Here is a 21,503-nt window from a genome sequence, read left to right on the forward strand (position 1 = left end):
CCGCGCGCCCGCACAGGCGCCGACGTCTCCAGCCGCAGCACCCGCTCGACCAGCGCCGCCGGTCCGGACGCCCCCGCCGCGCCCAGCGCGCCCGCCGCCCCCGGCGCGGCCGACAGCCGGCACAGCGCGTCGACCAGCGTCCGCCGCCCGTACACGCTCGCGGCGGCGTCGTCCGCGGCCATCTCCAGCAGAAGCGGCAGCCGCGCCTTCGCGCGCCGGACCGTCGGCAGCCACGGCATGAGGGCGTGAACGAGATCCAGCATGAGCAGCAGGGCATGGTGGCGTTGCCGCAGGTGAGCGCGCTCGTGCGCCAGGACCGCGCCGAGTTCGGCGTCGGAGAGCGCCTCCTGCGCGCCCGTGCTCACCACGATCGGCCGCCTTCGCGCAGGAAGGGAGTACGCCACCGGGACGGGGTGATCGAGCACGAGGACGTCGGCGTGCCGGCCGTCCTCCCGGGCGACCAGCCGCAGCATCTCCCGGTGACGACGGCGGTGGCGGACGGCCCGGCCGAGCCGTGGAAGGCCGCTCGCCAGCCGCGAGCAGCAGGCCGTCATCAGCACCAGCGTCGCCGCCGCGGCCATGACGACGGCCGGCGCCCCGTGGTGCGGCAGGCAGTCGCGCAGCCACTGCACGAGACCGTGGCCGGGCCCGGGCGGCGCGATCAGCGCGACCACCACGACGGCCGCGTTCGCGATGAGGGTTCCCGCCAGAGCCGCCGTCCAGCAGGCGATCGCCGCTCCCGGCCCGGCGGACCGCCGGCGCGACCGGTCGAGCACCGGCCCCGCGAGGAAGCCCAGCAGGACGGCCGACACGGCCAGAGCGAGCACCGGGAACAGCACGCGTTCAGTCCCGGTCGTCGGAGGCGCGGCGGCGGAGGACCTCCAGCAGCCGCCGGGCGTCCTCGGGCGGGACGCTCTCGGCGAACCTCGCCAGGATCGCGCCATGGTCCGGGGCGTCGGTCAGCACGTCCAGCATCAGCTCGACCGCGTACTCCTCGCGCGCCCGGGTGGGGCTGTAGCGGAAGGCCAGACCGTCCTGCGTGCGCTGCAGCATCCCCTTCTGCGCCAGGCGCTCGGCGACCGTCTGCACCGTGTTGTAGGCGAGCGCCTTGTCGGCGTTCTCGTTCAGCCTGGCCAGCAGCTCGCGGACCCGCAGCGGACCGGGCGCCGCCCACAGGACGTCCATGATGGAGCGTTCGAGCGATCCCGCCAGTCCGGCCACACGGCCACCTCCGTCCTCCCCATATTGTGCCCGCAATGCCCAGCGTGGCTCGCCACCAGCTTGCTCCCCTGCAGCGCGCACTGGCCGTCAGTGGACGGCCGCTTCCGCGGGACTCGTCTTGTCCTGGCGGAGCGCCGGTCCGATAGTTGCTCCCAGGGGCCTGGTGAGTGCGCCGGGAGGCGGGGCGATCATGCAGATCATCGAGGTGACCGGGTTCGGGGTCCGGTCGGCCGTGATCACCATGCGGCGCGGGGACACGCCCTTGCGGTTCGTGCTCTTCCCCATGCTCCACGTCGCCTCACCGGCGTTCTACGCCCAGGTCAGGACCCGGCTGGAGGGCTGCGACGTCATCGTCGCCGAAGGGATCCGCGGCGACTCCCGCCAGGTGGGCGCCCTGACCCTGGCCTACCGGTTCGCACCGCGCCGGCGCCGCAACGGCCTCGTCGAGCAGAAGAACGCCATCGTGCTGCCCGCCGCCGTCCCGCTGCTCAATCCGGACGTGACCGCGGCCCAGGCCACGGCCGACCTCAAGACCCTGCCCCGCTGGACGTACGCGCTGCTGCTGGTTGCCGCTCCCGTGTTCGGCCTGGTGTTCACGGTGCGGGGTCCACGGGCCTTCCTGGACACGGACCTGGAGGTCGACGATCTGCCGAAGACGAGCCGCGCCGAGGCGCTGGCCGACGGCCCGGTCATCGAGGCGCTGACGGCCCGGCGCGACCGGCTGCTCCTGGACGCGCTCGGCGAGATCCACGCGGAACGCAGCGGGGAACCGATCACCGTCGGGGTTGTATACGGGGCGGGCCACATCCCCGCCGTCGCAGCCGGGCTGCGAGACCGGTACGGCTACCGGCCGCGCGAGGCCGAGTGGCTCACCGTCTTCAGCCAGATGTAGCCCGGGGTGGGGCCGGAATTCATTCGGCCGATGAGGCCGTCCTCGCCGCCCACCGGTCGGCCCATGTCTCGAGCCGCATGAGGTCGGCGCACAGCGCCCGGCCGTCCTCGGTCAGGGTGTAGCCGCCTTCGCCGCGCCGGACGATGGCGGCCTCGTCCAGCTCCGCCAGCCGCTGGGCGAGCACGCTGGAGGAGACGCCGTCGCACCGCTGCTGGAGCTCGCGGAAGGTGGCGGCGGGGCTCTGGGCGAGTTCCCAGATGACGCGGAGCGTCCAGCGCCGGCCGAGGAGGTCGAACAGCGCCATGATCGGCCGCCCGGTCGCCGAGCCCCGGACGGGCCGTCCCGGCAGCGGTGTGGACGGCTGGCCCGCCGGACCGTCCGCCATGGGCGTGCTCCTTTCGGTCGCCGGGCGCCCGGGGAAGGGCGCTTCTTTTTCCGAAGCACCGGTGCTAGCGTGGCCGCATGCCTCGATTTTCAAAGCACACGGTAGCGCCGCGCGTCGCCCCCGTCGAACCGCCCCACGACCCGGAGACCGCCGCCGCGCTGGAGGCGCTGGGCCCGCCGATCGCCCTGTTCAGGGTGCTCGCCCGCCGCCCGGAGCGGGCGCACGGCGTCCACGGCTGGGGGCGCTACTACCTGTCCCGCCGGACGGCCCTGAGCCTGCGGCACCGGGAACTGGTGATCGACCGCACCACGGTGCGGTGCGGAGCCGAGTACGAGTGGGGCGTCCACATCGCGGTCTTCGCCGGCAAGGCCGGGCTCGGCGACGAGCAGATCCGCTCCCTCGTCGCGGGCGGCCCGGACGACGGCTGCTGGACCGACCCCGCCGACCGCGCGGTGCTCCGCGCGGTCGACGCCCTCTGCACGGCGAACGACCTGTCGGACGACGAGTGGCGGGAACTGGCCGGCGCGGTCGGCGACGAGGCCGCCGTGGACCTGCTCCTGCTCTGCGGCTGGTACCACGCGATCTCCTTCGCCGCGCGCGCCCTGAGGCTCCGTCCCGAACCCGGCACCCCGGCCTTCGCCGACTACCGCGACTCCTCGAGGTAGGCCATGGCCTTCGCCGGCTCGTCGGCGAAGAACACCAGCTCGGACAGCGGCCGCGGCAGGAACCCCTCGTCCTCCATGCGCTTGAACTGCGTTTTCAGCCCGTCGTAGAAGCCCGCGGTGTTCAGGAGCACCAGCGGCATCTCCGTCTGGCCGTGCTTCTTCAGCTCCAGGATCTCGGTCGCCTCGTCCAGGGTCCCGGTCCCGCCCACCATGATCACTACGGCGTCCGCCTTCTCCAGGAGCAGCCTCTTGCGCTCGGCCAGGTCCGCCGCGATCACCATGTCGTCCACGCCGGGCCGGACCTTGTCCGCCAGGAACCACACCGAGACCCCCATGAGCCGCCCGCCCGACGCGTGCACGCCGTCCGCCACGACCCTCATGAGGCCCGTGTTCGAGCCGCCCCACACCAGGGTGTGGCCGGCCGAGCCGATCAGTTCGGCGAACTCCCGCGCCGGCCTGGTGTAGGTCTCGGACAGCTCGGCCGCGGACAGGAAAACGCAGATCTTCATGCGATCACCGTACGGGGGCCCGCCCGGCGGCGGTCGCGACGGCCCGGCTCGCTACCTGGGGTGGAGGCGGACGGGCATGTGGCGGACCCCGGAATGCTTGTTGCTTCTCGTGTATTCGAGCGGGCCGGTCGGTTCGACCGCATCCACCCGGTCGAGGAGGGTGTCGAAGACGACGCGCATCTCCACGCGGGCCAGCGCGGCGCCGAGGCAGAAATGGCCGCCGCGCCCCAGGGCCAGATGGGGGTTCGGGGTGCGCGTCATGTCGAAGCGGTACGGATCGGGAAAGACCTCGTCGTCGCGGTTGGCCGACGCCCACCAGAGCGTGACCTTGTCTCCCGCCCGGATCCGACGGCCGCCCATGGTGACGTCCCGGGTCGCCGTGCGGCGGTTGTAGGGCGTCGGGGAGGCCCACCTCAGCATCTCCTCGACCGCGGGCGGGAGCCGTTCCCGGTCGTCCCGGAGCCGCGCCCATGCCCCAGGGTCGTCGATCATGGCGTGCATTCCGATGGCGATGGCGTTCCGCGTGGTCTCGCTGCCCGCCGCGATCAGCAGGTTGAAGAGCATCTGCTGTTCGAGGTCCGGCAGCGGGTCCCCGTCGATGCGGGCGTGCGCCGCGAGGGAGAGCAGGTCGTCGGCCGGTTCGGCGCGCTTGCGCTCCAGCAGCGCCGAGCCGTAGGCGAACATCTCCGCCGCGGCCTGCCGAGTGCGGTCGGTGCTCTCCCCCAGGCCCCGGTCTTCGTGGTCGAGCGTGGCGTCGGCCCACAGCAGCAACTGGTGCCGGTCCTCCTGCGGGACGCCGAGAAGCTGCGCCACGGCCTGCAACGGCAGCTCGGCCGCCACGTCCGTCAGGAAGTCGCAGTCGCCCTTCGCCAGCGCCGCGTCCACGATCCGCCCGGCGCGCCGCCGCAGGTCGGCCTCGATCGTCCGCAACGCGCGCGGCGCCAGGCTCGGCGTCAGCAGGCGCCGGAACCGCTGGTGCCGGGGGTCGTCCATCATGTTCAGCAGGACGCCCGCGGCGAACCCGCCGGGAAGGTCCTCGATGAGCGTTCCGCCGCCGTCGCGTCCCGGCCCGCCCTCGGAGGAGAATGTCGCGCCGTCGGACGCGGCGGCCACGATGTCGGCGTACCGGCTGATCACCCAGAACCCCTCGCCGCCCGGGGTGTTCGCGGTCGCCGGATGGAACCAGACCGGCGCGTCCCGCCGGAGCGCGTCGAAGACCTCGTACGGGAACCCGCGAGCGAACCGGTCCAGATCGGTCAGATCAACGCCGTCCATCGTCCCAGGCTGGCAGCGGCGCGAAGGAGAAGCAACCGCTTGGTTGTTTCTTCCGCCGGCCGGCGGGGCTCTCCTCCGCCGGGAGGCGTGCGGTCACTCGGCGAACTGCTGGCCGCCGTCGACGTCGAAGGTCGCCCCGGTCACCGCCGTGTTGGCCATGAGGTGCAGGGCCAGCGCCGCGACGTCGCCCGGCTGGACGACGCGTCCGATCGGCAGGGAGCCGCGCAGCTCTTCGCGCCGCTTTTCGAGCTGGTCGCCGAGCAGCCGCGCCGACAGCGGCGTGTCCACGAACCCGGCGGCGATGAGGTTGGCCCGGACCGGCGCCAGCTCCAGCGCCAGCACGGCGACGAGCGCGGGCAGCGCCACCGTCAGCGGCGACGACACCGCGAGCCCGAGCGCGGGGCGCCGCGCGCCGGTCCCGCCCATGAACACCAGCGAGCCCCCCGCCGGCATCCGCGCGGCCGCCGCGCGGGCGATGCGGATCGGCAGCCACAGGTGCTCGTCGACCTGCCGCTGCGCCTCCGCGAAGTCGAGGTCGGCCAGGCGCGCGTAGTAGTTGCTCCCCGCCGTCACCATCACGTGGTCGACGGGGCCCGGCAGGCCGTCGAAGAACCGCTGGAGGCGTTCGGGGTCGGTCGCGTCGAACGCCACGGTGCCCGCCGCGCGGACGTCGGACGCCGCGTCCCGCAGCCGTTCGGGATCGCGGCCGACCAGGACGACGTCCGCGCCCTCGGCGCCCGCCAGGCGGGCCGTCTCCCGCCCGATGCCCGAGCTCCCGCCGATCACCACCACCGTCCGCCCCTGCAACGGCGCGTCGCGCTCATGCGAAGAGCCGGGATCCGTCATGCCGTTTTCCCCTGGTCACGAGATGTGTCGGTCCACCTGTGCCCTTCCCGGGACGTCCCCGATGCCTCCACCCGGACCTTGATCCTGGCCCGCGCAGCGACCACCCTTGACCGCCCCTTGCCCCGCACGCCGTCCTGGGCGCGCGGGTGCGCCGCGTCGCGCCGCGTCTCAGGGGGCGAGGAGTTCCCAGTCGAGTTCCCAGCGGCGCAGGGTCCCGTCCGTGCTCGCGGAGAGCGCGAAGCGGGCGTCGGCGCTGACGGCGACGGCGTTCACCGCTCCGTTGTGGCCGTCGAGGACGCGCAGGCACCGCCCGCCGAGGTCCCAGATCCGCACGGCGGCGTCGGACCCGCCGGAGACCGCGAACCGCCCGTCCGGGGTGAAGCGGACCCGTTTGGACTGGACGGACGGCACCGAGTCGACTCCCCGGGGATCGTCGGGCTCGTCGCCGAAGACGCGGAGGCACTCGCCGGACGCGGTGTCCCACAGGCGGATCGTCCGGTCGGTGTACCCGCCGGCGGACAGGACGCGGCGGCCGTCCGGGCTCAGGCAGACCGACATCGCCTGATCGGTGTGCCCGTGCATGGTCCGCAGGCACTGCCCGGTATCCGGGTGCCACAGCCGCACCGAGCCGTCCGCTCCCGCGGACGCGATCAGCCCCGGCGCGGTGTGGAGCGCGCCGACCCTCCCGGCGTGGCCGCGCATCTCCCGTTCGCATTCGCCGGTGTCCAGGTTCCAGAGCCGGATCACCGCGTCCGCCCCGGCCACGGCGGCGAGCCGCGCGCCGCGGTCGAACGCGGCGGCCGACGCGCCCAGCGGGCCCAGGAGCTGGATCGTCTCGATGCGCTCGTCGGTCGTCAGCGACCACGCGCTGACGGTCCCGTCGCGGCTCACGGCCACGGCCCGCGCTCCGTCGCCGCTCACCCCGACGGCGTTGACGGCGCTCGGGTGCTTCGCGACCGTGCGCAGGCAGGTCCCGCCGTCCACGTCCCAGAGCCGGACGGTGCCGTCCTGCCCTCCGGACACGGCGATCCGGCCGTCCGGGTGCAGCGCCACCGCGGTGGGCGCGGTGTCGGCCTGGAAGACGCCGGCCGTCCACGCCGAGCGGAGCCCGGTCCGGACCGCGGAGCGGCCGAGGTCCCGCCACGCGCCGAGCAGCCGCGGTTCCCGCTCGTATCCGGGGACGGACCTGGCCTCGGCGAGCAGCGCCAGGGCCGTGCCGGGGTCCGCCGCCCGGCGGGCCCGGTCCATCAGGTCCGTCACCGCGGCGTCGAGCCCGGTCAGCTCGGCGTGCTCCCGCGGCCTGCTCAGCTGGAACGGCGCGACGTGCCGCGGCGGGACCGTCCACCAGTGCAGGCCGGACCGCCAGGCCGTCAGCAGCACCCCCGCGTCCGTGTCGAGGTGAGCCGCCCGGACGGGGCCGTCGCCGCGGTAGGTGCGCAGGCACTGGACGCCGTCGAGCGCCCAGAGCCGGACGGTGTCGTCCGCGCCCACGGACACGAGGAACCCGCCGGACATCGACAGCGAGCCGACCACGCGCGCGTGCCCGGGCAGGCTGTGGACGTCTCCCGTGCGGAGGTCCCAGACGCGGATCCGCCCGCCCGCGGCGAGCGCCGCCCGGCTCCCGCCGGTGTCGAGGCAGACCTCGTCGACCGCCTTGAAGCCGTCGCGGACACGCGCGTCGAGGACGTGGACGCAGCGGCCCGTCGCGACGTCGAAGATCCGCGCCGTGCCGTCCGCGCGTCCCGCGGTGAGCACGAGCCGCCCGTCGCCGCTGAGCGCCGTGACCGCCCTGCCGTGGTGCCCGTCGATCGCCAGCCGGAGCCCGCCGCCGGGGAAGTCCCACACCAGGACCGTCCCGTCGTAGCCGGCGGACGCGGCGGTCCGCCCGTCGTCGGACAGGCTCACCGACGACGACCACATGGCCCGGTTCCAGTCCGGCGGCGCGCCGATCGCCCGCAGGCGGCGCCCTCCGGCGAGGTCCCAGAAGTGCACGGCGTCCGGACCGGTCGTGATCGCGGACCGGCCGTCGCCGCTGATGTCGAACGTGAACCCGCTGCCCGGGGCCGCCAGTTCCCGCAGGCACCGGCCGTCGCGGACGTCCCAGACGCGCAGCACGCCGTCGCACGCGACGACCGCGCGTCCGCCGTCGCCGGTGAACCGGACGCCCATCCTTGGGGGCTGCCGCGGGATCCGCATGCCCTGGAACGTCTCGACGCGCTCCTCGTAGGAGTACCAGGGGATGCGGCGCGTGCCGTCCGACGGCCCGGGCCGGGCGGTCGCGTCGCGGCCGAGGACCGCGTCCGCCTGGTCGTGGTCGCCGCGTTCGCGGTGCACCTGCGCCAGCAGCCGGCGGCCGTCACCGTCATCGGAGCCGGCGGCGGCGACCGCCGAGACGAGGTCCTCGTCGGTGCACTCGCCGCGCCGCCACCGGAGCAGGCCGGCGTTGTAGGTGGCGTTCGGGTGCTGCGGGTCGGCGGCCAGCGCCGCGGCGAACGCCTCGCCCGCCTCGGCCGGACGGCCCAGGTCGAGCAGCGAGACGCCGCGGTTGTTGAGCTCGTCGGCCCGCAGGTCCGCGACGGCCGGCGCCGGACGCGGGCGGGACGCGCCGGCCGCCCGCCGGTGGATCTCCGCGAGCTCGGCGGCGACCTCGTCCAGCGACGCGGGCCGCTCGGCCGGGTCCCGCCGCAGGCACCGGCCGAGCAGGCCGGCCAGTTCCGGGGGTAGGTCGGGGATCCCCGGCTCGGGCTCCTGAAGGCGCGCGGCGAGGGCGGCGCCCGCCACCGTCCCCGACATCCAGGTGATCCCGCCGGTGAACATCTCCAGCACGGAGACGGCGAAGCTGTAGATGTCGGTGCGGCGCCCCACCGGCCGTCCGGCGGCCTGTTCGGGCGAGGCATAGGCGGGGGTCAACCCGCTGGTGGACACCATGATGCTCGCGCCCGGCGGGGCGTACGGGGTAGTCGGGTGATGCCCGTCCGGGGTCCTCGGCGACGATCCGGCGACGGCCCGCGCCCTGGCCAGCCCGAAGTCCGTCACCTTCGCGACGGCGCGGTCGGCGGTGCCGTCCATCAGCACGTTCGCGGGCTTGACGTCCTGGTGGACGACGCCGCGGTCGTGGGCGTGCGCGAGGCCCCACGCGAACTGCACCGCCACGTCCAGGATCCGGGCGAGCGCCTCGGCCGGGCCGCCGGCGTACAGCCGGCGGTCGTCGATCCAGTCGCGCAGGCTGCCGCCGGGCACGTACTCGGCGAACACCCGCGGGACCCCGTCCAGGACGCGGACGTAGTGGCAGCCGCACACGTTCGGGTGGAGGCCCAGCGACACCCAGATCTCCGCCTCGGCGATGAACCGGTCCCGCTGCGCCTCGGCCGTGAACAGCTCCGGGCGCGGGCATTTCACCGCCAGGTCCGTGGCCCATTCCAGGTGCCGGACGCGGTACACGACGCCCATCGCGCCGCCCTCGTGGACCTGAAGGACCTTGTAGCGGCCGTCGACGACCTGGCCGACCCGCCACGCGTCGCCCGCCGCCACGCGTCCTCAGCCCCTCGACCGCATCGGGCCCACCGCCGCCCCGGTCGGTCAGCCGTGGTGGTGGCCGGCACCCGGGCCCGGACGGCTCGGCACGAACTCGGGAAGCGCCGCGAACCCGGGGTCGACGGTCGCCGTGGCCGTCACCCACCGCACCCACGCCCGTACCCGCGTCAGCGGATGGTCGGGGTACTGCGCGTCCCACGCCGGGTCGTCGCCGCGGTGGAACGGCAGCGCGCTCCGCACATCGGGAGCGTACGGGTGCGGGAGGACCCAGCCGTCCAGGCCCACGCCGAGCGTGGCCATGATCGTCGTTTCGCGCATCCCGGTGATGCCCTGCTCCGCGGCGGAGCAGCCGAACATCACGTAGCGGTCGGCCTTGGCCAGGAAGATGTTCGCCAGGAAGACCAGGCCGGCAGGGGCGTTCGGGATCGGCACCTTCACCAGCTGGCACACGCCGCGGACGCCGCCGAGCAGCACCGGTTCGGCCTCGATGAGGCAGCCCATCTGCGCGTACCCGGTGGCGAGGTTGCGGCGCATGGCCGGGACGTCCTCCAGCCAGACGGGCTCCCCCAGCGGGGAGTTCGTGACCTGCTGGATGATCCGATCGCCGGTGCCGGGATGCATCCAGGTCGTCTCGTCGACGCGCTGCAGGCCGGTTGTGTCGAAGGTGACGACCACGCCTCAGAACTCCTTGTCAGCCGGCCGGGTCCGCCCCGCGGCGGCGCGGCGTTCGCCCGAAGAATGATCACACCCTACTGAAGGGGCGTTTCCTCCCGTGGTCTTCTGGTCGATCCCGGACGCGGTGCCACGTCGCCCATACGCACCGAACTGCCCGTATGCATGTATAAGTACCTCGTGACGGATTCGATCGAGCTGGTGATCTTCGACTGCGACGGCGTGCTGGTCGACAGCGAGCCCATCGCGGTGCGCACCCACGCCGCGGTGCTGGCGGCGCTCGGCTGGCCGGTGAGCGAGGCGGAGGTGACCGAGCGGTTCGTGGGCCGGTCGACCGCGTCGATCAACGAGCTGATCGAGGCGCGGCTCGGCCCGGAGCGGGCCGCCGAGGCGGCCCGCCGGTTCGAGCGGCTGCACCGGGAGGCGGTGGACGCGGAACTCGCGCCGGTCGCGGGCATCGCCGGGGCGCTCGCGGCGATCACCCTGCCGACCTGCGTCGCGTCCAGCGGCAGCCACGCCAAGATGCGCCACACGCTCGGCCGGACGGGCCTGCACGCGCACTTCGAGGGCCGCATCTTCAGCGCGACGCAGGTCGCGCACGGCAAGCCCGCACCGGACCTGTTCCTCCTCGCCGCCCGCGAGATGGGCGTCGACCCCGTCCGCTGCGTCGTCGTCGAGGACAGCCGCTACGGCGTCCAGGCGGCCCGCGCCGCCGGGATGCGCGTCCTCGGGTACGCGGGCGGCCTGACCCCGGCGGACTGGCTCGAAGGACCCGGAACGGTCGTCTTCGACGACATGCGCGACCTTCCGCGGCTGCTCGGCCTGATGGACGGCACCGCCGGCCATGCCGCGGCGGCGGGTTCGACCGCCGCGTCCTGATGCGGCCTCCGGTGGCCGGGGAAAGGGACCTCCATGCGCGTCATCTCAGAACAGCATCTCGCCCGGGTGCTCGCCGGTCTGCCGGGACGTCCGAGGATCGTGGCGGGCGGTAACTTCGCCACGCCGCGGCGCGCCCTGGAGATCGCCGACGCCGCGATCGGCGAGTACCGGCTGTTCATGCTCAACGCCCAGGGCGACCTCCCGGACCGCGAGGGGGTCGACCTGGAGACGCCGTTCGTCGGGGCCGGGATGCGCGGCCGCGCGAACCTGCGGTACTTCCCGTCGCGGCTGTCGCTGGTCCCGAACCTGCTCAAGGAGTCGCTGCCGCCGGACGTGGTGATCGTGCAGACCTCGCCGCCGTCCGCCGGGACCGTCTCGCTGGGCATCGAGGTCAACATCCTCCCGGCCGCGATCGAGGCGGTGCGGGCCCGCGGCGGCCTGGTCGTCGCGCAGCTCAACCCGCGGATGCCTTACACCTTCGGTGACGCCGTCCTGGCCGAGGACGAGATCGACTACGCGATCGAGGCCGAGGAGCCGCTCGCCTCGCCGGTGCCGCGCGAGCCCGGCGAGGTCGCCCACCGGATCGGGGAGCGGGTCGCGCGGCTCGTCCCCGAGCACGCCACGCTCCAGCTCGGCATCGGCGCCGTCCCGGACGCGGTGCTCGCCTCCCTGCTGGACCGCCGCGGCCTCGGCGTCTGGTCGGAGATGTTCAGCGACGGCGTCCTGGCGCTGGAGAAGGCCGGCGCGCTCGACACCGGCAGCCCGATCACCGCCTCGTTCGCCTTCGGCGGCCGCGAGCTGTACGACTGGGCCGACCGCAACGACCGGATCCGGATGCTGCGCACCGAGAAGACCAACGACCCGGGCCTCATCGCCCGCCGGCCCCGCATGGTCGCGCTGAACTCCGCGCTCCAGGTCGACCTGTTCGCGCAGGCCAACGCCAGCCGCGTGCGCGGGACGATCTACTCCGGCTTCGGCGGGCAGACCGACTTCGTCGTCGGCGCTTTACACTCCCCCGGCGGGCACGCGATCATCGCGCTGCCGTCGTGGCATCCCCGCGCGGACGTCTCCACCGTGATCGCGCGGCTGGCCGGCCCGGTCACCTCGTTCCAGCACAGCTACATCGTCAGCGAGCAGGGCACGGCGACGGTCTGGGGCAACGACGCCGCGTCCCAGGCCGAGCAGATCATCGCCAACGTCGCACACCCGTCGGCCCGCGACGAGCTGCGCGCGCAGGGCCGCGAGCTGGGGTTCCCGCTGCCCTGACGGGACGGCGGGCGCGGGCGGCCGGTCAGGCGAGGGTGAGGAAGAGCTTCTCCAGCTGGGCCCGGTCGGCCGCGGCCTGCGCCGGGTCGTCGCCCTGGGCGACGCACTGCTCCAGGCCGGTGGCGATGATCTTGAATCCGGCCCGGTTCAGCGCCCGGGACACCGCGGCGAGCTGCGTGATCACGTCCTTGCAGTCGCGCTCGTTCTCGATCATCTGGATCACGCCGCCGAGCTGCCCCTGGGCGCGCTTCAACCGCATGACGACGTCGGCCAGTGAATCCCGCTCGAGCTCCATGCGTCTCCTCCCGGTTACCCCCCAGGGTATCTCGGCCGGCGCGTCGCCGGCATCCGGCAAAGGCTGTCCCACGTGCGGGTTCACTGTGAGATGAGATACCCCCTGGGGTATTTGCGGGCCGCGTCCGCGGCGGGCTAACCTGGCGCCGATGGATACCCCTGGGGGTATATATCCGACACCGGAGGAGGGCACGTTGATCGAGATCGTCTCCATCGACACACCGACCCTGGGCGACCGCGGCTACCTGGTCACGGACGGGCGCGTCGCCTTCGTCGTCGACCCGCAGCGCGACATCGACCGGGTCCTGGACCTGGCGGGCGAGCGGGGCGTCACCGTCACCGACGTCTTCGAGACCCACATCCACAACGACTACGTGACCGGCGGGCTCGCGCTCGCGCGGGCGACCGGGGCCGCCTACCACGTCAACGCGGCCGACCCCGTCGCGTTCGACCGCCACCCGGTGGGCGACGGCGACGTCGTCGCGGTCGGCGAGGAGATGCGCGTCCGCGCGATCGCGACTCCCGGCCACACCTTCACCCACCTGTCGTACGTGCTGGAGGCGCCGGGACGCGCTCCCGCCGTGTTCACCGGCGGATCCCTGCTGTACGGCTCGACGGGCAGGCCCGACCTGCTCGGCCCGGACCACACCGACGCGCTCGTCCACGCCCAGTACGGCTCCGCCCACCGGCTGGCGCGCGAGCTCCCCGAGGACGCGGAGATCTTCCCGACGCACGGGTTCGGCAGCTTCTGCTCCTCGACGCAGTCGCAGGCCACCGCGTCCACCATCGGGCGGGAGAGGCAGGCGAACCCGGTCCTGACCCTGGACGAGCGGGAATACGTCGAGGAACTGCTCGCCGGGCTCGACGCCTACCCCGCGTACTACGCCCACATGGAACCGCTGAACACCGCCGGCCCTGGCGCCCCGGACCTGTCCGAGCCGCACCGCGCGGACGCGACGGAGATCCGGAACCGGATCGACGCGGGCGAATGGGTCGTGGACCTGCGCAGCCGCACGGCCTTCGCCGCCGGGCACGCCGCGGGCGCGCTCAGCTTCGGGCTCGACGGCGCCTTCGCCACCTACCTCGGCTGGCTCATCCCCTGGGGGACACCGGTGACCCTGCTGGGCGAGACGCCGCAGGACGTCGCGGCGGCGCAGCGCGAACTGGTCCGCATCGGCATCGACCGGCCCGCCGCGGCCGCCACCGGCGGCCCCGGGGACTGGTCGGCCGGCGCCCCGAGGACCCTGCCGACCGCGACGTTCGCCGACCTCGCGTCCGTCCGCCACCACCGTCCGGTCGCGGTCCTGGACGTCCGCCGCGACCAGGAGCGGGCCGGGTCCCGCATCGACGGCGCCGCGCACATCCCGCTGCACGACCTGCTCCAGCGCCTGGACGACGTCCCGCCGGGAGAGGTCTGGGTGCACTGCCAGAGCGGCTACCGGGCCTCCATCGCGGCGTCGATCCTGGCCGCCGCCGGACGGCACGTCGTGCTGATCGACGACGAGTACCGCGCCGAATCCCTCGCGGGCCTCCCCGTCGTCGCGACCGCCTGACCGCGTCGCGCCTCCTGACAACCCACCGCGACCGCCCGACACCGAGGAGACCTCAGATGCCCCTCTCCCCCGCCCGGCTCGACGCCGCGACGCTGCGCGAGCGCCTGGCCAGTCCCGATCCGCCGCGGCTGCTGGACGTGCGCACGCCCGCCGAGTTCGCGTCCGTGCACATTCCCGGCTCGTCCAACGTCCCGCTCGACCTGCTGCGCGAGCACCGGGACGAGCTCGGCCGCCGTCTCGGCGACGTCGTGCTGGTCTGCCGCAGCGGCGCCCGCGCGGCGCAGGCCGAGCGCGCCCTGGCCGACGCCGGGCTGCCCGGCGTACACGTCCTCGACGGCGGCATCACCGCCTGGCAGGCGGCGGGGGCCCCGGTGAACCGCGGTCGCGCCGCCTGGGACCTCGAACGCCAGGTGCGCCTCGTCGCGGGCACACTCGTGCTCGCCGGGGTCCTCGGCGGCCTCGCCGTGCCCGCCCTGCGCTGGCTGGCCGCCGCGATCGGCGCCGGGCTGACCATCGCGGCGCTGACCAACACGTGCGCGATGGGGATGCTGCTGGCGCGCCTCCCCTTCAACCGGGGACCGGCGTGCGGCGCGGACGTCATCGAGCGCCTCGTCCGGGACGGGGATCCCGGATGATCCTCGCGCTCACCCTCGCCGCGGCGGTCGCCGTCGGCGTCACCCTCGGCCTGCTCGGAGGCGGCGGGTCGATCCTGACCGTCCCGATCCTGGTGTACCTGGCGGGTGCCGCACCGGAACCGGCCATCGCGATGTCCCTGTTCGTCGTCGGGGTGACCAGCGCGGTCAGCGTGCTCCCGCACGCGCGCGCGGGCAGGGTGCGATGGCGGACCGGCCTGCTGTTCGGCGCCGCGGGCATGGCAGGCGCCTACCTGGGCGGACGGCTCGCCGCCTACCTTCCGGCCGGACTGCTGCTGGCGGGCTTCGGCGTCATGATGGCACTGACCGCGTTCGCGATGCTGTGCCAGGGCTCCCGCGCCCCGGACCGCGCGCCCCGTCCCCGTCCGGCGGCCCGGACCCTGCTGAACGGCGCCGCGGTCGGCCTGGTCACCGGCCTGATCGGCGCGGGCGGCGGCTTCCTGATCGTCCCCGCGCTCGTCCTGCTGGGCGGCCTGGCCCTGCCCGCCGCCGTCGGCACCTCGCTCCTCGTCATCGCGGCGAACTCGTTCGCCGGCCTGGCGGGACACCTGCAGAACGTCCAGCTCGACTGGCGCCTCACCCTCGCGGTGACCGGTGCCGCGGTGGCCGGCAGCCTCGCCGGGTCCCGGCTCACCGGACGCGTCGAACCGGACCGGCTGCGCCGCGTCTTCGGCTGGTTCGTCGTGGCGATGGCCGTGTTCGTGCTCACCGAGCAGATCCCGGACGGTCCGCGCCACGCGCTGCTCGGCACGCCGCCCGGATGGGGCGCGTTCGCCGGGACCCTGCTGGCCCTCGCCGCCGGGGCCGCGCTGCTCTGCCGAACGCTGCGCCCGGGCGCCCCGCGCCACGCCTCCCACTGATCCCCGCCAGGCTTACGAGCCGGGGATCCCTGCACCGGGGGCGGCGCGAATGAGAAGCGGTCGGTGATCCAGCGCCCTGCTAGGCTAACGTACTAGTTCGTCCATAAAGAGGGAGCGTATCGCGGTATGCGCAGGTCAATCGCGACGGTGTCGCTCAGCGGCTCGCTGGCGGACAAGCTGACCGCGATCGGCGGCGCCGGCTTCGACGGCGTGGAGATCTTCGAGAACGACCTGCTCGCCAGCGACCTGTCCCCCGAGGACGTGCGGGACCGCGCGGCGGACCTCGGGCTGGCCGTCGAGCTGTACCAGCCGTTCCGCGACTTCGAGGCGGTGCCGCCGGACCTGCTCGCCGGCTCGCTGCGCCGCGCGGAGCACAAGTTCGCGGTGATGGAACGGCTCGGCGCGAAGCTGATGCTGGTGTGCTCGAACGTGTCCCCGGCCGCGATCGACGACGACGCGCTCGCCGCAGAGCAGCTGCGGCTGCTCGCGGAGCGCGCGGCCGAGCACGGGATCAGGATCGCCTACGAGGCGCTCGCCTGGGGACGGCACGTCGGCGACTACGCGCACGCCTGGCGGATCGTCCGCATGGCCGGCCACCCCGCGCTCGGGTTGTGCCTGGACAGCTTCCACATCGCGGCCCGGGACGTCGATCCCTACGCCATCCGCGCCATTCCCGGCGACAAGATCTTCTTCCTGCAGCTCGCCGACGCCCCGTCCCTTCCGATGGACGTGCTCTATTGGAGCCGCCATTACCGCTGCTTCCCCGGCCAGGGCGACATGGACGTGGCGGGCCTCGTCGCGGACGTCCTGCGGACCGGGTACGACGGGCCCTTGTCGCTGGAGGTGTTCAACGACATCTTCCGGCAGGCGGCGTCCATGCGGACGGCGCAGGACGCGATGCGCTCCCTCATCGCGCTGGAGGAGCAGGTCGGCCTGCGCATGGGCGGCCCGGTGGCGGGGCTGACGTCGCCGCCCCGCCCTGTTGTGCCGACCGGGTTCGCGTTCGCGGAGATCGCGGCGCCGTCCGCCGCCCCGCTCGGGAACCTGCTGGAGGCGCTCGGGTTCGTCCGCACGGGCGTACACGCCGGAAAGCCGGTGGAGCTGTGGGAGCAGGGCGCCGCGCGGGTACTGGTGAACAGCGGGAGCGCGGAGAGCCCGGACGGCCCCGCGCTCGGCGCGATCGGGCTGGAGTCGCCGGACCCGGCCGCGTCGGTCAAGCGCGCCGAGGCGCTGCTCTCCCCCGTCCTGCCGCGGATGCGGGGACCGCACGACGCCCCGCTCGACGCGGTCGCCGCGCCGGACGGGACCGAGGTGTTCTTCTGCCGGACGGCGCGCCCCGACCATCCGAGCTGGACCGGCGACTTCGCCGCGGACCGGCGCGGCCCCGCGGCGGCGCCCGGCGAGATCACGCACATCGACCACGTGGCGCTCACCCAGCCGTGGCATCACTTCGACGAGGCGTCGCTGTTCTACCGGAGCGTCCTCGGGCTCCGCCCGCACGAGAGCCTCGAACTGCCGGACCCCTACGGGCTCCTGCGCAGCCGGGCCGTGTCCACCGAGGACGGCGGCGTCCGCGTCGCGCTCAACGTCGCCCACGTCGGCGCGCACGACGGATCGCACGACACGGCGTGGCAGCACATCGCGCTGGCCAGCGGCGACATCGTGGCGACCGCGCGCCGGTTCCGCGCGGCCGGCGCCCCGGCGCTCGCGATCCCCGCGAACTACTACGACGACCTCGAGGCCCGCCACGACCTCGGCGCGGACCGGCACCGGCTCCTCCGCGAGCTGGGCCTGCTGTACGACCGGGACGAGCACGGCGAGTTCCTGCACTTCTACACCGAGACGACCGGACGGGTCTTCTTCGAGATCGTCCAGCGGATCGGCGGCTACCGCGGGTACGGCGCCGTCAACGCGCCGGTGCGGCTCGCCGCGCAGCACGCCCGGCCGCGCCTGCGCGCGGGCTAGCCCGGGCGGGCGCCGCCTCGGGACCACTGGTGGTCAGCGAGCGGGGCGGGCGCCCGGAGCACCATAGGATGTGTCCTCGTCCGCACCCCTCTCATGGAGTCACATGCCGTCGCACTCCGTCACACCCGCCTCGGGAGAGCGCCAGCGCGACGCCGACCGCACCCGCGCGGAGATCCTGGAGGTCGCGCAGCGGGAGTTCGCGCGGCACGGGTACGCCGGCGCCCGGGTGGACGACATGGCGGCGCTCATGCGCACCACGAAGCGGATGATCTACTACTACTTCGGCGGCAAGGAGAAGCTGTACGTCGCGGTGCTGGAGAAGGCGTACGGCGAGGTCCGCAAGCTGGAGTCGACGATCGACGTCCAGCACCTGGCGCCGGTGGAGGCGATCCGCACGCTGGCCGAGCTGACGTTCGACCACCACGAGGCGCATCCGGACTTCATCAAGCTGGTCAGCATCGAGAACATCCACCAGGCCGAGCACCTGCGCAAGTCGGAGGCGCTGCCGAACCTCAGCGGCCCGGTCGCGGAGCTGATCTCGCAGATCCTCGACGCCGGCCGCGCCGCCGGCGACTTCGTCGCCGAGGCGGACGCGATCGACGTGCACATGATGATCAGCTCGTTCTGCTTCTTCCGGATCGCGAACCAGCACACGTTCGGCGCGCTGTTCGGGCGGGACATGACGGCTCCGGAGCACCGGGAGCGGCACCGCGAGATGATCGGCGAGATGGTCGTGGCGTACCTGACCGGCGCCGGGCGCAGGACGCCCGGCCGCGGCGGCTCCTAGCCGCGGGCGTTCGCGGGGCGCCGGTAGACGAAGCCCGGCGCGGCGCCGTCCGCCGTTCCGGCGAGGGCGGCGCGGTCGCGGACCAGGTGGTGGTCGGGCGACAGGGCGCACGCCGGGTCCGTGCGGGAGGCGTCGCCGGTCAGCGCGTACGCCTGGCAGCGGCAGCCGCCGAAGTCGGTCTCGCGGCGCGGGCATTCGCCGCACGGCCCGCTCATCCACGCGGTGCCGCGGTAGGCGTTGAACGCGTCGGAGCTCCGCCAGATCCAGGACAGCGGATGGTCGCGCACGTTCGGCGGACGCAGATCGGTCATCGCGGAGGCGGCCGGGCACGGCAGTGCCGTCCCGTCGGGCGCCACCGTGATGGAACGGGCGCCCCAGCCGCCCATGCACGGCTTCGGCACGCCCTCGTAGTAGTCGGGGAGCACCCACACCAGTTCCGGTCCGCGCGACGCCGCGCGATGGGCGGCGACCGTCTCCTTGGCGGATTCGAGCTGGTCCCTGGTGGGGAGCAGGACGTCCCGGTTGCGGAGGGCCCAGCCGTAGAACTGGGCGTTGGCGAGTTCGATGCGGTCGGCTCCCCAGCGTTCGCCCATGGCGATGATCTCGGGCAGGCGGTCGAGGTTGTGCCGGTGCAGGACGACGTTGAGCCCGAAGGGCAGCCCGGCATCGCGGATCACGCCCGCGGCGCGCTCCTTCGCCGCGTAGGAGGCGCGTCCGGCGATGAGGTCGGAGTTCGCCTGGTCGGCGTCCTGGACCGACAGCTGCACGCTGTCGATCCCGGCGCCGGCCAGCGCGTCCAGCCGGTCGGCGGTGAGGCCGACGCCGCTGGTGACGAGCTGGGTGTAGACGCCGGCGTGGTGCGCCGCCGCCACGATCTCTTCCAGGTCGGGGCGCAGCAGCGGCTCGCCGCCCGAGATGTGCGCCTGGACGATGCCGAGGTCGGCGGCCTCCGCGAACACCCGCGCCCACTCGTCCGCCGCCAGTTCGGTGCCGCGCCGGACGAGTTCGAGCGGGTTGGAGCAGTACGGGCAGTGCAGCGGGCACGCGTGGGTCAGTTCGGCGAGCAGCGCCCACGGCGCGGCGGGCTCGGTCATTGCAGCCATCCCTCGGCGCGGACTCTGTCGATGAACTCGGGGACGTCCCGGTCGAGCGGGGCGTCCGGGTGGTCGGCGGCGAGCGCGGCGATGATGCCGGCGACGGTGCGCCGCCCGTCGCAGAGCCGCAGGATGCGTCCGGCCTCCGGGCTGAGCAGGACGGCCCGTTCCGGCATCAGCAGCAGCTCGGCCTCGCGGACGCGGTCGTAGCGGAGCAGGACGGAGCGGGCGAGCGCGGGCCGCGTGTCCCCCGTGACCGCCGCCATCGCCGGCGCGGGTTCAGCCGGCATCGGCGCTCCCCGTGGTCGTGGCGTGCTCGACGGCGTCCAGCAGGGACCAGAGCACGTCGCACTTGTAGGTGAACGCGGCCAGCACGCGTTCCTGGTCGGCGCGCGTCTCGGCCCACCGGTGCACCAGCGCGAGGGCCTCGTCGGCGTCCCGGCGTCCCTGCTGCACGCGGACCTGGAAGTAGCGCAGTCCTTCCGGCTCGATCCAGGGGTAGTGGCGTTCCCACGCGCCGATCCGCGTGACCATCAGGTCCGGTGCGAACAGCTCGGTCAGCGACGAGGCGATCGCTTCGAGGGGCGTGGCGAGGCGGCAGAAGTTCACGTAGCCCTCGACCGCGAACCGGACGCCGGGCAGGACGCCCTCCCCCGAGAGCAGCGGCATCCGGTCCAGGCCGGCGGCCTCGCCGAGGCGCAGCCACCGCTCGATGCCGCCCGCGTCGCCCTGCTCGCCGTCGTCGCCGTCGCGGCCGTCGTGGTCGTGGATCCGCCGGATCCAGCTGCGGCGCAGGTCCCGGTCGTCGAGCTTGGCGAGGATGAGCGCGTCCTTGATCGGGATGTGCCGCTGGTAGTGGAAGCGGTTCAGCACCCAGCAGCGCAGCTCCTCCCGCGTCAGCAGCCCGTCGTGCATGCGCAGGTTGAACGGGTGCCGGTGGTGGTAGCGCTCGGCGGCGATCGCGCGGAGCCGGTGCTCCACCTCGCCGGGCGTCCACGGCAGCGGGCGGGCGGGACGGCGCGGGGCGTCCGTCGTGGTGCTCACAGGTCGATCACCTGGCCTTCCGATGCGACCTCGATCCCCATTCCGGCGAGGGTGCGGTGGCCGTCGTGGCCGGGGTCGACGAGGGGGTTGGTGTTGTTGAGATGCGTGTAGAGGCGCCGCGCGGCGGGCAGCGCCGCGAGCCGTGCGGCCGTGCCGCCCGGGCCGCTGATCGGCAGGTGGCCCATCGCGGTGGCGGTCCGGTCGGTGAAGCCGGAGCGGCGCGGCTCGTCGTCGTCCCAGAACGTGCCGTCGACGATGACGCAGTCCGCGGCGGACAGGGCCCGGCCGAGTCCGGACGGCCATCCGGCGAGCGCCGGCGCGTAGACGAGGCTCGCGCCACTGCGCCGGTCGGTGACGTGCAGCGCCACGGACCACGCCCCGTCCGGCAGGTCGAGATCGGCGGCGTAGCGGGGACGCTTGCCCGAGACCCTGACCGCCCGGATCGCCACGCCTCCGGCGCCGTCCAGCGGGACGGGCTCGTCCTCGGGGAGGTCCGACCAGGTCAGCGAGGTGTACGGGGCGAGGACGCGGTCCATCCGCAGGCCGCGCGCCAGCGCGTCGCGGACGGTGCCGGTCGCGACGACGCGCAGGTCCCGCGCCTCCCGCAGCCGGGGCAGCCCGAGCGTGTGGTCGAGCTCGGCGTCGGTCAGGACCACCCCCGCGACCGGGGTGCGGCGCCGCTCCGGACCGGGGTGCAGGTCCGGGTTCGCCTCGATCTGCTCGGCGATGTCCGGCGTCGCGTTGACCACGTACCAGCGTCCCGGGGACGCCTCGATCGCGATCGACGCGTGCAGGCGGCGCCACGACGGGTGCGCGCGGGCGGCGGCGCACCCGTGGCACGCGCAGTTCCACTGGGGGACGCCGCCGCCCGCGGCGGTGCCGAGAACGCGCACCCTCATCGGACCGGGATCAGATCTCGACGCCGAAGTAGGCCGTGACCTCCAGGGAGGTCTCGACCACCTGGTAGTCGGGCGTGGACCAGGAGGCGGTCCGCTGGTCGACCGCACCCTGCGCCTGGCCGTCGGGGAGGTCGGTGTGGGCGGTCTGGGCGTCGGGGAGGTGCTGGGTCATCTCTGGTGCTTCCCTTCCGTGGGGGGATCTGTGCGTCC

23 protein-coding genes are annotated in these 21,503 nt (G+C 74.2%); 9 read left to right on the forward strand and 14 right to left on the reverse strand.

Translation table 11 applies throughout. The annotated features are described in order from the left end of the window. Together F9B16_RS10935 and F9B16_RS10940 are read right to left on the reverse strand one after the other, a co-directional pair. Positions 1-839 (reverse strand): M56 family metallopeptidase (locus tag F9B16_RS10935; protein WP_192808715.1); only part of this gene is annotated, 839 nt, incomplete at its 3' end. A gap of 4 nt (positions 840-843) precedes the next feature. Continuing rightward, a complete protein-coding gene (locus tag F9B16_RS10940) occupies positions 844-1,221 on the reverse strand; it encodes a BlaI/MecI/CopY family transcriptional regulator (protein ID WP_151539905.1) in 378 nt (125 codons plus the stop codon). A 190-nt stretch (positions 1,222-1,411) separates the two neighbouring features. Here F9B16_RS10940 and F9B16_RS10945 point away from each other — a divergent pair, with 190 nt between their 5' ends. Next, positions 1,412-2,113 (forward strand): hypothetical protein, encoded by a 702-nt coding sequence (locus F9B16_RS10945; RefSeq protein ID WP_151539906.1) that lies wholly within the window; start codon positions 1,412-1,414, stop codon positions 2,111-2,113. 19 nt (positions 2,114-2,132) lie between these two features. On the opposite strand, the gene F9B16_RS10950 is transcribed toward F9B16_RS10945, so the two are convergent. Then, positions 2,133-2,498 (reverse strand): winged helix-turn-helix transcriptional regulator, encoded by a 366-nt coding sequence (locus F9B16_RS10950; RefSeq protein WP_151539907.1) that lies wholly within the window; start codon positions 2,496-2,498, stop codon positions 2,133-2,135. Positions 2,499-2,575: 77 nt separating this feature from the next. Here F9B16_RS10950 and F9B16_RS10955 point away from each other — a divergent pair, with 77 nt between their 5' ends. Next, a complete protein-coding gene (locus tag F9B16_RS10955; protein ID WP_151539908.1) occupies positions 2,576-3,163 on the forward strand; it encodes a carboxymuconolactone decarboxylase family protein in 588 nt (195 codons plus the stop codon). Here the strand turns inward: F9B16_RS10955 and F9B16_RS10960 are convergent. The 5 genes from F9B16_RS10960 to F9B16_RS10980 all read right to left on the reverse strand — a co-directional run bounded on the left by F9B16_RS10960 (position 3,142) and on the right by F9B16_RS10980 (position 10,002). Beyond that, complete coding sequence (locus F9B16_RS10960; RefSeq protein ID WP_151539909.1) at positions 3,142-3,672, reverse strand: LOG family protein; 531 nt, start codon at positions 3,670-3,672, stop codon at positions 3,142-3,144. The two genes, F9B16_RS10955 and F9B16_RS10960, sit on opposite strands and share 22 nt — an antisense overlap. A 51-nt stretch (positions 3,673-3,723) precedes the next feature. Then, entirely contained in the window at positions 3,724-4,947 is a 1,224-nt protein-coding gene (locus tag F9B16_RS10965; RefSeq protein ID WP_151539910.1) for a cytochrome P450, read from the reverse strand. Between the two features lie 93 nt (positions 4,948-5,040). Then, the gene (locus tag F9B16_RS10970; RefSeq protein WP_151539911.1) at positions 5,041-5,793 is read right to left on the reverse strand and encodes an SDR family oxidoreductase; all 753 of its coding nucleotides are present in this window, start codon (positions 5,791-5,793) and stop codon (positions 5,041-5,043) included. Between the two features lie 168 nt (positions 5,794-5,961). Further along, positions 5,962-9,324, reverse strand: a complete 3,363-nt coding sequence (locus F9B16_RS10975) for a serine/threonine-protein kinase (RefSeq protein WP_151539912.1) — start codon at positions 9,322-9,324, stop codon at positions 5,962-5,964. 48 nt (positions 9,325-9,372) lie between these two features. Next, positions 9,373-10,002 (reverse strand): hypothetical protein, encoded by a 630-nt coding sequence (locus F9B16_RS10980; RefSeq protein ID WP_151539913.1) that lies wholly within the window; start codon positions 10,000-10,002, stop codon positions 9,373-9,375. A gap of 177 nt (positions 10,003-10,179) precedes the next feature. Between F9B16_RS10980 and F9B16_RS10985 the strand changes: the two genes are divergently transcribed. Together F9B16_RS10985 and F9B16_RS10990 are read left to right on the forward strand one after the other, a co-directional pair. After that, entirely contained in the window at positions 10,180-10,878 is a 699-nt protein-coding gene (locus F9B16_RS10985; RefSeq protein WP_192808716.1) for an HAD family hydrolase, read from the forward strand. A gap of 33 nt (positions 10,879-10,911) precedes the next feature. Continuing rightward, positions 10,912-12,144, forward strand: a complete 1,233-nt coding sequence (locus tag F9B16_RS10990) for an acetyl-CoA hydrolase/transferase family protein (protein WP_151539915.1) — start codon at positions 10,912-10,914, stop codon at positions 12,142-12,144. Positions 12,145-12,169: 25 nt separating this feature from the next. On the opposite strand, the gene F9B16_RS10995 is transcribed toward F9B16_RS10990, so the two are convergent. Then, on the reverse strand, positions 12,170-12,439 hold the full coding sequence (locus F9B16_RS10995; RefSeq protein ID WP_151539916.1) for a metal-sensitive transcriptional regulator: 270 nt from the start codon (positions 12,437-12,439) through the stop codon (positions 12,170-12,172). A 193-nt stretch (positions 12,440-12,632) separates the two neighbouring features. On the opposite strand from F9B16_RS10995, the gene F9B16_RS11000 reads away from it, so the two are divergent. The 5 genes from F9B16_RS11000 to F9B16_RS11020 all read left to right on the forward strand — a co-directional run bounded on the left by F9B16_RS11000 (position 12,633) and on the right by F9B16_RS11020 (position 18,256). Then, positions 12,633-13,991, forward strand: coding sequence for an MBL fold metallo-hydrolase (locus tag F9B16_RS11000; protein ID WP_151539917.1), 1,359 nt, complete (start codon positions 12,633-12,635; stop codon positions 13,989-13,991). A 56-nt stretch (positions 13,992-14,047) separates the two neighbouring features. Continuing rightward, positions 14,048-14,626, forward strand: a complete 579-nt coding sequence (locus F9B16_RS11005) for a rhodanese-like domain-containing protein (protein ID WP_151539918.1) — start codon at positions 14,048-14,050, stop codon at positions 14,624-14,626. Continuing rightward, positions 14,623-15,504 carry a sulfite exporter TauE/SafE family protein gene (locus F9B16_RS11010; protein WP_151539919.1) on the forward strand — a complete coding sequence of 294 codons (882 nt, stop codon included), beginning with the start codon at positions 14,623-14,625 and terminating at the stop codon, positions 15,502-15,504. The genes F9B16_RS11005 and F9B16_RS11010 overlap by 4 nt, the downstream gene beginning before the upstream one ends. A 126-nt stretch (positions 15,505-15,630) precedes the next feature. Next, the gene (locus F9B16_RS11015) at positions 15,631-17,469 is read left to right on the forward strand and encodes a bifunctional sugar phosphate isomerase/epimerase/4-hydroxyphenylpyruvate dioxygenase family protein (RefSeq protein ID WP_151539920.1); all 1,839 of its coding nucleotides are present in this window, start codon (positions 15,631-15,633) and stop codon (positions 17,467-17,469) included. Positions 17,470-17,572: 103 nt separating this feature from the next. Beyond that, positions 17,573-18,256: a TetR family transcriptional regulator gene (locus F9B16_RS11020; RefSeq protein ID WP_151539921.1), complete on the forward strand. Its 684-nt coding sequence runs from the start codon at positions 17,573-17,575 to the stop codon at positions 18,254-18,256. Here the strand turns inward: F9B16_RS11020 and pqqE are convergent. From pqqE to pqqA, 5 genes are read right to left on the reverse strand one after another with little or no spacing between them, the layout of a single operon-like run. Further along, positions 18,253-19,350: a pyrroloquinoline quinone biosynthesis protein PqqE gene (gene pqqE / locus F9B16_RS11025; RefSeq protein WP_225991542.1), complete on the reverse strand. Its 1,098-nt coding sequence runs from the start codon at positions 19,348-19,350 to the stop codon at positions 18,253-18,255. The genes F9B16_RS11020 and pqqE overlap by 4 nt on opposite strands. After that, a complete protein-coding gene (pqqD, locus tag F9B16_RS11030; protein WP_151539923.1) occupies positions 19,347-19,640 on the reverse strand; it encodes a pyrroloquinoline quinone biosynthesis peptide chaperone PqqD in 294 nt (97 codons plus the stop codon). The genes pqqE and pqqD overlap by 4 nt, the downstream gene beginning before the upstream one ends. Then, a complete protein-coding gene (gene pqqC, locus F9B16_RS11035; protein WP_151539924.1) occupies positions 19,630-20,394 on the reverse strand; it encodes a pyrroloquinoline-quinone synthase PqqC in 765 nt (254 codons plus the stop codon). The genes pqqD and pqqC overlap by 11 nt, the downstream gene beginning before the upstream one ends. Beyond that, entirely contained in the window at positions 20,391-21,293 is a 903-nt protein-coding gene (gene pqqB / locus F9B16_RS11040; protein ID WP_151539925.1) for a pyrroloquinoline quinone biosynthesis protein PqqB, read from the reverse strand. Before pqqB ends, pqqC begins: the two co-directional genes overlap by 4 nt. 10 nt (positions 21,294-21,303) lie before the next feature. Continuing rightward, positions 21,304-21,465 (reverse strand): pyrroloquinoline quinone precursor peptide PqqA, encoded by a 162-nt coding sequence (gene pqqA, locus F9B16_RS11045; protein ID WP_151539926.1) that lies wholly within the window; start codon positions 21,463-21,465, stop codon positions 21,304-21,306. Positions 21,466-21,503 lie beyond the last annotated feature (38 nt).

The organism is Actinomadura montaniterrae, from assembly GCF_008923365.1.
Lineage (GTDB): Bacteria > Actinomycetota > Actinomycetes > Streptosporangiales > Streptosporangiaceae > Spirillospora > Spirillospora montaniterrae.